Annotated in this window: 17 protein-coding genes and 1 pseudogene; all 18 read left to right on the top strand. The window is 65.8% G+C overall.

Annotated features, from left to right (window positions below; translation table 11 throughout):
* Positions 1-41: 41 nt before the first annotated feature.
* A pseudogene (rpsJ, locus tag AB6A66_RS14805) lies at positions 42-347 on the top strand (30S ribosomal protein S10); the annotation flags it as partial.
* 103 nt (positions 348-450) lie between these two features.
* Positions 451-1,290 (top strand): 50S ribosomal protein L3, encoded by an 840-nt coding sequence (gene rplC / locus AB6A66_RS14800; RefSeq protein WP_371056487.1) that lies wholly within the window; start codon positions 451-453, stop codon positions 1,288-1,290.
* The gene (rplD, locus tag AB6A66_RS14795; protein WP_371037632.1) at positions 1,287-1,904 is read left to right on the top strand and encodes a 50S ribosomal protein L4; all 618 of its coding nucleotides are present in this window, start codon (positions 1,287-1,289) and stop codon (positions 1,902-1,904) included. The genes rplC and rplD overlap by 4 nt, the downstream gene beginning before the upstream one ends.
* Positions 1,901-2,197 carry a 50S ribosomal protein L23 gene (locus AB6A66_RS14790; RefSeq protein WP_371037631.1) on the top strand — a complete coding sequence of 99 codons (297 nt, stop codon included), beginning with the start codon at positions 1,901-1,903 and terminating at the stop codon, positions 2,195-2,197. The genes rplD and AB6A66_RS14790 overlap by 4 nt, the downstream gene beginning before the upstream one ends.
* Positions 2,198-2,349: 152 nt before the next feature.
* Complete coding sequence (rplB, locus tag AB6A66_RS14785; RefSeq protein ID WP_371037630.1) at positions 2,350-3,192, top strand: 50S ribosomal protein L2; 843 nt, start codon at positions 2,350-2,352, stop codon at positions 3,190-3,192.
* Positions 3,193-3,195: 3 nt separating this feature from the next.
* Complete coding sequence (rpsS, locus tag AB6A66_RS14780; protein ID WP_371037628.1) at positions 3,196-3,474, top strand: 30S ribosomal protein S19; 279 nt, start codon at positions 3,196-3,198, stop codon at positions 3,472-3,474.
* 4 nt (positions 3,475-3,478) lie between these two features.
* Positions 3,479-3,859 carry a 50S ribosomal protein L22 gene (gene rplV, locus AB6A66_RS14775; protein ID WP_371037627.1) on the top strand — a complete coding sequence of 127 codons (381 nt, stop codon included), beginning with the start codon at positions 3,479-3,481 and terminating at the stop codon, positions 3,857-3,859.
* Positions 3,859-4,563: a 30S ribosomal protein S3 gene (rpsC, locus tag AB6A66_RS14770; RefSeq protein ID WP_371037626.1), complete on the top strand. Its 705-nt coding sequence runs from the start codon at positions 3,859-3,861 to the stop codon at positions 4,561-4,563. The genes rplV and rpsC overlap by 1 nt, the downstream gene beginning before the upstream one ends.
* Before the next feature lie 13 nt (positions 4,564-4,576).
* The gene (gene rplP / locus AB6A66_RS14765; protein WP_371037625.1) at positions 4,577-4,990 is read left to right on the top strand and encodes a 50S ribosomal protein L16; all 414 of its coding nucleotides are present in this window, start codon (positions 4,577-4,579) and stop codon (positions 4,988-4,990) included.
* A 97-nt stretch (positions 4,991-5,087) separates the two neighbouring features.
* Positions 5,088-5,291, top strand: coding sequence for a 50S ribosomal protein L29 (gene rpmC, locus AB6A66_RS14760; RefSeq protein WP_371037624.1), 204 nt, complete (start codon positions 5,088-5,090; stop codon positions 5,289-5,291).
* A gap of 10 nt (positions 5,292-5,301) precedes the next feature.
* Entirely contained in the window at positions 5,302-5,532 is a 231-nt protein-coding gene (gene rpsQ / locus AB6A66_RS14755) for a 30S ribosomal protein S17 (RefSeq protein ID WP_371037623.1), read from the top strand.
* A 75-nt stretch (positions 5,533-5,607) separates the two neighbouring features.
* Positions 5,608-5,976 carry a 50S ribosomal protein L14 gene (rplN, locus tag AB6A66_RS14750; RefSeq protein ID WP_371037622.1) on the top strand — a complete coding sequence of 123 codons (369 nt, stop codon included), beginning with the start codon at positions 5,608-5,610 and terminating at the stop codon, positions 5,974-5,976.
* The gene (gene rplX / locus AB6A66_RS14745; protein ID WP_371037621.1) at positions 5,976-6,287 is read left to right on the top strand and encodes a 50S ribosomal protein L24; all 312 of its coding nucleotides are present in this window, start codon (positions 5,976-5,978) and stop codon (positions 6,285-6,287) included. Before rplN ends, rplX begins: the two co-directional genes overlap by 1 nt.
* Positions 6,280-6,843: a 50S ribosomal protein L5 gene (rplE, locus tag AB6A66_RS14740; protein WP_371056486.1), complete on the top strand. Its 564-nt coding sequence runs from the start codon at positions 6,280-6,282 to the stop codon at positions 6,841-6,843. Before rplX ends, rplE begins: the two co-directional genes overlap by 8 nt.
* Before the next feature lie 19 nt (positions 6,844-6,862).
* On the top strand, positions 6,863-7,168 hold the full coding sequence (gene rpsN, locus AB6A66_RS14735) for a 30S ribosomal protein S14 (RefSeq protein WP_371037619.1): 306 nt from the start codon (positions 6,863-6,865) through the stop codon (positions 7,166-7,168).
* Between the two features lie 13 nt (positions 7,169-7,181).
* A complete protein-coding gene (rpsH, locus tag AB6A66_RS14730; RefSeq protein ID WP_371056485.1) occupies positions 7,182-7,574 on the top strand; it encodes a 30S ribosomal protein S8 in 393 nt (130 codons plus the stop codon).
* A gap of 10 nt (positions 7,575-7,584) precedes the next feature.
* The gene (rplF, locus tag AB6A66_RS14725) at positions 7,585-8,118 is read left to right on the top strand and encodes a 50S ribosomal protein L6 (protein WP_371056484.1); all 534 of its coding nucleotides are present in this window, start codon (positions 7,585-7,587) and stop codon (positions 8,116-8,118) included.
* A gap of 12 nt (positions 8,119-8,130) precedes the next feature.
* Positions 8,131-8,490, top strand: coding sequence for a 50S ribosomal protein L18 (gene rplR / locus AB6A66_RS14720; protein WP_371056483.1), 360 nt, complete (start codon positions 8,131-8,133; stop codon positions 8,488-8,490).
* Positions 8,491-8,498 lie beyond the last annotated feature (8 nt).

The following is an 8,498-nucleotide window of genomic DNA, read 5'->3' as shown; positions in this document are numbered from 1 at the left end:
AAGATGCCCGGTCCACCTCTCAACCGCGAAAGGCAAGACAAATGGCAGTCACAAGCCAGAATATCCGGATCCGGCTCAAGGCCTTCGACTACCGCGTGCTGGACGCCAGCACGCAGGAGATCGTGAACACGGCCAAGCGCACGGGCGCCGAGGTGCGCGGTCCCATTCCGCTGCCCAACAAGATCGAGAAGTTCACCGTCCTGCGGGGCCCGCACGTCAACAAGAAGTCGCGCGACCAGTTCGAAATCCGCACGCACAAGCGGCTCCTGGACATCGTGGATCCGACGCCTCAGACGGTGGACGCGCTGATGAAGCTCGACCTCGCCGCCGGCGTGGATGTCGNGCTCCTGGACATCGTGGATCCGACGCCTCAGACGGTGGACGCGCTGATGAAGCTCGACCTCGCCGCCGGCGTGGATGTCGAGATCAAGGTGTAAGGGGGGCTGGACGATGCGCTCTGGAGTGATCGCAAGGAAGGTCGGGATGACCCGGCTCTTCATGGAAGACGGGCGGCAGGTGCCGGTCACCGTCCTGCAACTGGACAAGTTGCAGGTGGTGGCGCAGCGCACGCCCGAAACGCACGGGTATTCGGCGGTGCAGCTCGGCGCCGGGATGGCCAAGGCCAAGCGGGTGAGCCAGCCGATGCGCGGCCATTTCGCGAAGGCCAGCGTGGAACCCAAGCGGAAGGTCGCGGAGTTCCGCGTCGCGCCCGAGAACATGATCGGCGTCGGTGAGGAAATCACCGCCGACCATTATTTCGAGGGCCAGTTCGTGGATGTGTCGGGCACCTCGATCGGCAAGGGGTTCGCGGGCGCGATGAAGCGGCACAATTTCGGCGGCCTGCGGGCCAGCCACGGGGTGTCGATCTCGCATCGCTCCCACGGCTCGACCGGGCAGTGCCAGGATCCCGGCCGCGTGTTCAAGGGCAAGAAGATGGCCGGCCACATGGGCGCGGCGCGCGTGACCACGCAGAACCTGCAGGTCGTGCACACCGACGCGGAGCGCGGTGTCATCATGCTCAAGGGCGCGGTGCCGGGTCCGAAGGGCGGCTGGGTGACGGTGCGCGACGCCGTCAAGAAGGCGATGCCGGAGAACGTTATCCTGCCCGCGGCGCTCAAGTCCGCCGCCGACGAGGCGAAGCGCCAGGCCGAGGAAGCCGCCGCGCAGGCCGCCGCCGAGGAGGAGGAAGCCCGCCGCGCCGCCGAGGAGGCCGCCGCCGCCGAGCAGGAAGCCGCGCTCAAGGAGGCCGAGGCCGACATCGAGGCCGAGAAGAAGGACAGCGACGAATGAAACTCGACGTGATCACGCTGGACGGCGGCACGGCCGGCTCGGTCGATCTGGGCGAGGACGTCTTCGGACTGGAGCCGCGCGCGGACCTTCTGCACCGGGTGGTGCGCTGGCAGCGCAACAAGGCGATGGCCGGCACCCACAAGGTGAAGACGCGCTCCGAGACCAGCTACTCGACCAAGAAGATCTATCGCCAGAAGGGCACCGGCGGTGCCCGTCACGGGGACCGCAACGCGCCGATCTTCCGCAAGGGCGGTATCTACAAGGGGCCGACGCCGCGGAGCCACGCGCATGAACTTCCCAAGAAGGTCCGCAAGCTCGGCCTGAAGCACGCGCTTTCCGCGAAGGCGCGCGAAGGCGCCCTGATCGTCATCGACGAGGCGAAGTCGTCGGGCAAGACGGCAGAGCTTGCACGCGCGGTGAAGAACCTCGGCTGGAAGCGCGCCCTGGTGATCGACGGGCCGCAGGTGGACGAGGGCTTCGCGCGCGCCGCCCGCAACGTCGAAGGGCTCGACGTGCTGCCGTCGGTCGGGGCGAACGTCTATGACATCCTCAAGCGCGACACGCTCGTGATCACGCGCGCGGGGGTCGAAGCACTGGAGGCGCGGCTGAAATGAGCGCGAAACCCGAACATTACGACGTGATCCGCAAGCCGGTCATCACCGAGAAGTCCACCATGGCGTCGGAAGCGAACGCCGTGGTCTTCGAGGTGGCCATCGACAGCTCGAAGCCGCAGATCCGGGAAGCGGTCGAGCAGCTTTTCGGCGTGAAGGTGCGGGCCGTGAACACGACCATCACCAAGGGCAAGGCCAAGCGTTTCCGCGGCCGCCCCGGCCGCCGCAGCGATGTCAAGAAGGCGTATGTGACCCTCGAGGAGGGGAACACTATCGACGTCACGACCGGCCTCTGATAGTGAGCGCCGACTCAGGCGGGGCCCCGGGACGACCGGGGCCCCGGCTTTTTCACCGGGGACCCGAGGGGCCCTTCACTCCAGGTCCGTTCCGGGCCGCAAAACCAAAGGCGGGGCGCGAACCCCGCCGCTGACAACGGAAGACAGAAAGCATGGCACTCAAGTCGTACAAGCCGACGACGCCGGGCCAGCGCGGGCTGGTGCTGATCGACCGTTCGGAACTTTGGAAAGGTCGTCCCGTCAAGGCGCTCACCGAGGGTCTGACGAAGAAGGGCGGCCGGAACAACACCGGACGCATCACCGCGCGGCGCCGCGGCGGAGGCGCGAAGCGTCTCTATCGCATCGTCGATTTCAAGCGCACGAAGCACGACGTCACGGCGGTCGTCGTCCGGATCGAATACGATCCCAACCGGACCGCCTTCATCGCGCTCATCCAGTACGAGGACGGCGAACAGGCCTACATCCTCGCGCCCCAGCGCCTCGGCGTGGGCGACAAGATCGTCGCGGGCCGGAAGGTCGACGTGAAGCCCGGCAACGCCATGCCGTTCGCGGGCATGCCGATCGGCACGATCGTGCACAACATCGAGCTCAAGCCGGGCAAGGGCGGGCAGATCGCGCGTGCCGCGGGCACCTACGCACAGTTCGTGGGCCGCGACGGCGGGTATGCCCAGATCCGCCTGTCGTCGGGCGAGCTGCGCCTCGTCCGTCAGGAGTGCATGGCCACCATCGGCGCCGTGTCGAACCCCGACAACTCGAACCAGAACATCGGCAAGGCCGGCCGGACGCGGCACATGGGCAAGCGCCCCTCGGTGCGTGGCGTGGTCATGAACCCGATCGACCACCCGCATGGCGGGGGCGAAGGCCGCACCTCGGGTGGCCGTCACCCCGTCACGCCCTGGGGCAAGCCCACGAAGGGCCGCCGCACCCGGGACACCAACAAGGCGTCGCAGAAGCTCATCCTGCGCTCGCGCCACGCACGCAAGAAGGGCCGTTAAGCCATGGCACGTTCCGTTTGGAAGGGCCCCTTCGTCGACAGCTACGTCCTGAAGAAGGCCGAAGCGTCGCGCGAGTCGGGCCGCAACGAAGTCATCAAGATCTGGTCGCGCCGATCGACCATCCTGCCCCAGTTCGTGGGGCTTACCTTCGGGGTCTACAACGGGCACAAGCACGTGCCGGTGTCGGTCAGCGAGGACATGATCGGCCAGAAGTTCGGCGAGTACTCGCCGACGCGGACCTATTACGGTCACGCGGCCGACAAGAAATCGAAGCGGAAGTAAAGCGATGGGCAAGGAAAAGAACCCCCGCCGCGTGGCCGACAACGAGGCAATGGCGAAACTGCGGATGCTGCGCACCAGCCCGCAGAAGCTGAACCTCGTTGCGGCGATGATCCGCGGCAAGAAGGTCGATCGCGCGTTGAACGATCTCACCTTCTCCAACAAGCGCATCGCGCAGGACGTGAAGAAGTGCCTTCAGTCCGCGATCGCGAACGCCGAGAACAACCACAACCTGGACGTCGACGAGCTCGTCGTCGCCGAGGCCTGGGTGGGCAAGAACCTCGTGCTGAAGCGCGGTCGTCCGCGGGCGCGTGGCCGGTTCGGCAGGATCGTCAAGCCGTTCTCCGAGCTCACCATCAAGGTTCGCCAGATCGAGGAGCAAGTCTAATGGGGAACAAGACGAACCCGATCGGCATGCGCGTCCAGGTCAATCGGACCTGGGACAGCCGCTGGTATGCCGACACCAAGGATTACGGCGACCTGCTTCTCGAGGACATCAAGATCCGCGAGTTCATTCGCGAGGAGGCCAAGCAGGCCGGCGTGTCGCGGATCGTGATCGAGCGTCCGCACCGCAAGTGCCGCGTGACGATCCATTCCGCGCGCCCCGGCGTGATCATCGGGAAGAAGGGTGCCGACATCGAGGCACTGCGCCAGAAGCTCGCCCGCATGACGGACTCGGAACTGCACCTCAACATCGTCGAGGTCCGCAAGCCCGAGCTCGACGCGCAGCTCGTGGGCGAGAGCATCGCCCAGCAGCTCGAGCGCCGGGTCAGCTTCCGCCGCGCGATGAAGCGCGCGGTGCAGAACGCGATGCGCATGGGCGCTCTCGGAATCCGCGTCAACGTCGCCGGCCGCCTCGGCGGGGCCGAGATCGCGCGGACCGAATGGTATCGCGAGGGCCGCGTGCCGCTGCATACCCTGCGTGCGGACATCGATTACGCCAATGTCGAGGCCAGCACGCCCTACGGGATCATCGGGATCAAGGTTTGGATCTTCAAGGGCGAGATCATGGAGCACGACCCCCAGGCTCGCGAGCGCCGTGCCCAGGAGTTGCAGGAAGGTCCTGCGCCCCGTGGCGCCGGTCGCCGCTGAGGAGGACTGAAAGATGCTGCAACCCAAGCGCACGAAATTCCGCAAACAGCACAAGGGCCGCATTCACGGCGAGGCGAAGGGCGGATCCGACCTCAATTTCGGGACCTACGGCCTGAAGGCCGCGCAGCCCGAGCGCATCACCGCGCGCCAGATCGAGGCCGCGCGCCGTGCCATGACGCGCCACATGAAGCGCCAGGGCCGCGTCTGGATCCGGATCTTCCCCGATGTGCCTGTCAGCTCGAAGCCGACCGAGGTCCGCATGGGCAAGGGCAAGGGTTCGGTGGATTACTGGGCGGCCCGCGTGAAGCCCGGACGCATCATGTTCGAGATTGACGGCGTCGGTGAGGATGTGGCAAAGGAAGCGCTCCGACTCGCCGCGATGAAGCTGCCGATCAAGACGCGCATCATTGTCCGCGAGGACTGGTGAGATGTTCCGGACTCCCGGCGCCCGGTCGGGGGTCTGGCGTTTTGTTGGAAAAGCGCGAAGCGGGTCTTCGCGACTTCTGATGGAAGGACGATAGGCGATGGACGCCAAGGAACTGAGAGACAAGACGCCGGACCAGCTGCGCGAGCAACTGGTCGGCCTGAAGAAGGAAGCGTTCAACCTGCGCTTCCAGCAGGCCACCGGCCAGCTCGAGAGCACGGCACGCATGCGTGTCGTGCGCCGCGACGTGGCTCGGGTGAAGACGATCCTGAACGAAAAGGCCGCGCAAGCGGCCGCCGAGTGAGGAGAGCGAGATGCCCAAGCGTATTCTTCAAGGCACCGTGACCTCCACGGCGAATGCACAGACCGTCACCGTCGCGGTTGAACGGCGCTTCAAGCACCCAGTGCTTCAGAAGACCGTCAAAAAATCCAAGAAGTACCGTGCTCATGACGAGAACGGCGCCTTCAAGGTTGGCGACGCGGTGCGCATCATCGAGTGCGCGCCCAAGTCCAAGACGAAACGCTGGGAGGTGATCGCCCAGTAGGGACGACCACACCCGGTTTGATCGAAACCCTGGGGAGATAGGGCAGGGCCCTCCCCAAAGGTCGGGAGAAACCACATGATCCAGATGCAGACCAATCTGGATGTCGCTGACAACTCCGGCGCGCGCCGGGTGCAGTGCATCAAGGTCCTCGGCGGGTCGAAGCGCAAATATGCCAGCGTGGGCGACATCATCGTCGTCTCCGTCAAGGAGGCGATCCCGCGCGGCCGCGTCAAGAAGGGCGACGTGCGCAAGGCCGTCGTCGTGCGCACCGCCAAGGAAGTGCGCCGCGAAGACGGGACCGCGATCCGCTTCGACGGCAACGCCGCCGTGATCCTCAACAACAACCTCGAGCCCGTCGGCACCCGTATCTTCGGGCCGGTGGTGCGCGAGCTGCGCGCGAAGAACTTCATGAAGATCATCTCGCTCGCCCCGGAGGTGCTCTGATGGCTGCGAAGCTCAAGAAAGGCGACAAGGTCGTCGTGCTGGCCGGCAAGGACAAGGGCCGCACCGGCACCATCGCGTCCGTGAATCCCAAGGCCGGCAAGGCCGTGGTGGACGGGATCAACATGGCCGTGCGCCACACCGCCCAGTCCGCCCGAAGCCAGGGCGGCCGCGTTCCGAAGGCGCTGCCGATCGACCTGTCGAACCTCGCCATCGTGGACAAGAACGGCAAGGCCACCCGCGTCGGCTTCCGTTTCGAGGACGGCAAGAAAGTTCGCTACGCCAAGACCACGGGAGACGTGATCGATGCTTGACGCCACCACCTACACCCCGCGTCTGCGCGAACTCTACGACGGCACGATCAAGGCGGCGCTGAAGGAAGAGTTCGGCTACAAGAACGACATGCAGATCCCGCGCCTCGACAAGATCGTGCTCAACATCGGGTGCGGAGCGGAGGCCGTCCGCGACAGCAAGAAGGCGAAGTCGGCGCAGGAAGACCTCTCGGCCATCGCCGGCCAGCGCGCGGTCATCACCAAGGCCAAGAAATCGATCGCCGGTTTCCGGGTCCGCGAGGACATGCCGCTCGGCGCCAAGGTGACGCTCCGCGGCGCGCGGATGTACGAATTCCTCGACCGCCTGGTCACCATCGCCCTTCCGCGGGTCCGCGACTTCCGCGGCGTGTCCGGCACGTCCTTCGATGGGCGGGGCAACTACGCGATGGGCCTGAAGGAGCACATCGTCTTCCCCGAAATCGACTATGACAAGGTCGACGAGGTCTGGGGAATGGACATCGTAATCGCCACCACCGCGAAGACCGACGCGGAAGCCAAGGCGCTGTTGAAGCATTTCAACATGCCCTTCACCAGCTGAGCGCCGGAGGAGACACGACATGGCCAAGAAAGCAATGATCGAGCGCGAGAAGAAGCGCCAGCGGATGGTGGAGCAGTACGCCGCCAAGCGCGCCGCGCTCAAGGACATCGCGAACGACGAGTCGAAGCCGATGGAAGAGCGTTTCAAGGCGCGTCTGAAGCTTGCCAAGCTTCCGCGCAACAGCTCGCCCACGCGGCTGCACAACCGCTGCCAGCTCACCGGCCGGCCGCACGCCTATTACCGGAAGCTCAAGGTGAGCCGGATCGCCCTGCGCGAGCTCGGCTCGACCGGGCAGGCCCCGGGCCTCGTGAAGTCGAGCTGGTGAGGGAGGTCGAGAGATGAACGATCCTATCGGCGATATGCTCACCCGCATCCGCAACGCGCAGATGCGCGGAAAATCCGTGGTCGTCACGCCGGCCTCCAAGCTGCGCGCCTGGGTGCTCGATGTCCTGGCCGCGGAGGGCTACATCCGGGGCTACGAGAAGGGGACCGACGCGCGTGGCCATCCGACGCTGGAAATCGCGCTGAAGTATTTCGACGGCACCCCCGTGATCCGCGAGCTCAAGCGCGTGTCGAAGCCGGGCCGCCGGGTCTACCTGGGCGTCAAGGACCTGCCGGAGGTTCGCCAGGGCCTCGGCGTGTCGATCGTGTCGACCCCGAAGGGCGTGATGTCGGACGCCGCCGCGCGCTCGGCGAATGTGGGCGGCGAAGTTCTCTGCACCGTATTCTGAGGAGAAAGGCATGTCTCGTATCGGAAAACAGCCGGTCGCTGTTCCCTCGGGCGTGACCGCGACGATCAGCGGTCAGACCGTCGAGGTGAAGGGGCCCAAGGGCACCCGCAGCTGGACGGCCACCGACGACGTGACGATCGCGCAGGAGGACGGGCAGATCACCGTCAGCCCGCGTGGTCAGTCCAAGCGCGCGCGCCAGCAATGGGGCATGAGCCGCACCAACATCGCGAACCTCGTGAAGGGTGTGAGCGACGGCTTCAAGAAGGAGCTCGAGATCCGGGGCGTCGGCTACCGCGCTCAGGCGCAGGGCGACACCCTGAAGCTCAATCTCGGCCTCAGCCACGATGTCGATTTCCCGGTGCCGGAGGGCGTCACGGTCACGACGCCGAAGCCGACCGAGATCGTGATCGAGGGCTTCAATGAACAGCTCGTCGGCCAGGTCGCGGCGAACATCCGCGACTGGCGGCGGCCCGAGCCCTACAAGGGCAAGGGGATCCGCTACAAGGGCGAGTATATCTTCCAGAAGGAAGGCAAGAAGAAGTAAGGACGCGCAGAAATGGCTAACAGCAAACGGCAACTGTTCCAGAAGCGCCGCCTGCGCGTCCGGAACAAGGTCAAGAAGATGAACTCGGGGCGCCCGCGCCTCTCGGTGCATCGCTCGAACAAGAACATCCACGTCCAGCTCATCGACGACGTGGCGGGGCGCACGCTCGCCTCCGCCTCGTCGCTCGAGGCGACGCTCGGCGTGGTGGGCAAGAACAACACGGAGGCTGCCGCGAAGATCGGCGCCGCGATCGCCGAGCGTGCCAAGGCGGCCGGTGTGGACCAGTGCTACTTCGACCGTGGCGGTTTCCTGTTTCACGGTGGCATCAAGGCTCTGGCGGACGCGGCCCGCGAGGGCGGCCTGAAGTTCTGAGGAGACGG

This window comes from Rhodosalinus sp. K401 (genome assembly GCF_041365735.1).
Lineage (GTDB): Bacteria > Pseudomonadota > Alphaproteobacteria > Rhodobacterales > Rhodobacteraceae > Rhodosalinus.
This window is presented reverse-complemented; position numbering and strand designations above follow the sequence as displayed.

What these genes read in the sequence shown, in the direction of transcription:
- rplP (WP_371037625.1), top strand. Translation starts at nt 4,577, where the DNA reads ATGCTGCAACCCAAGCGCACGAAATTCCGCAAACAGCACAAGGGCCGC.
- rpsQ (WP_371037623.1), top strand. Translation starts at nt 5,302, where the DNA reads ATGCCCAAGCGTATTCTTCAAGGCACCGTGACCTCCACGGCGAATGCA.
- rpsN (WP_371037619.1), top strand. Translation starts at nt 6,863, where the DNA reads ATGGCCAAGAAAGCAATGATCGAGCGCGAGAAGAAGCGCCAGCGGATG.
- AB6A66_RS14790 (WP_371037631.1), top strand. Translation starts at nt 1,901, where the DNA reads ATGAGCGCGAAACCCGAACATTACGACGTGATCCGCAAGCCGGTCATC.
- rplB (WP_371037630.1), top strand. Translation starts at nt 2,350, where the DNA reads ATGGCACTCAAGTCGTACAAGCCGACGACGCCGGGCCAGCGCGGGCTG.
- rpsS (WP_371037628.1), top strand. Translation starts at nt 3,196, where the DNA reads ATGGCACGTTCCGTTTGGAAGGGCCCCTTCGTCGACAGCTACGTCCTG.
- rplN (WP_371037622.1), top strand. Translation starts at nt 5,608, where the DNA reads ATGATCCAGATGCAGACCAATCTGGATGTCGCTGACAACTCCGGCGCG.
- rplE (WP_371056486.1), top strand. Translation starts at nt 6,280, where the DNA reads ATGCTTGACGCCACCACCTACACCCCGCGTCTGCGCGAACTCTACGAC.
- rplX (WP_371037621.1), top strand. Translation starts at nt 5,976, where the DNA reads ATGGCTGCGAAGCTCAAGAAAGGCGACAAGGTCGTCGTGCTGGCCGGC.
- rpsH (WP_371056485.1), top strand. Translation starts at nt 7,182, where the DNA reads ATGAACGATCCTATCGGCGATATGCTCACCCGCATCCGCAACGCGCAG.
- rplR (WP_371056483.1), top strand. Translation starts at nt 8,131, where the DNA reads ATGGCTAACAGCAAACGGCAACTGTTCCAGAAGCGCCGCCTGCGCGTC.
- rplC (WP_371056487.1), top strand. Translation starts at nt 451, where the DNA reads ATGCGCTCTGGAGTGATCGCAAGGAAGGTCGGGATGACCCGGCTCTTC.
- rplV (WP_371037627.1), top strand. Translation starts at nt 3,479, where the DNA reads ATGGGCAAGGAAAAGAACCCCCGCCGCGTGGCCGACAACGAGGCAATG.
- rplD (WP_371037632.1), top strand. Translation starts at nt 1,287, where the DNA reads ATGAAACTCGACGTGATCACGCTGGACGGCGGCACGGCCGGCTCGGTC.
- rplF (WP_371056484.1), top strand. Translation starts at nt 7,585, where the DNA reads ATGTCTCGTATCGGAAAACAGCCGGTCGCTGTTCCCTCGGGCGTGACC.
- rpmC (WP_371037624.1), top strand. Translation starts at nt 5,088, where the DNA reads ATGGACGCCAAGGAACTGAGAGACAAGACGCCGGACCAGCTGCGCGAG.
- rpsC (WP_371037626.1), top strand. Translation starts at nt 3,859, where the DNA reads ATGGGGAACAAGACGAACCCGATCGGCATGCGCGTCCAGGTCAATCGG.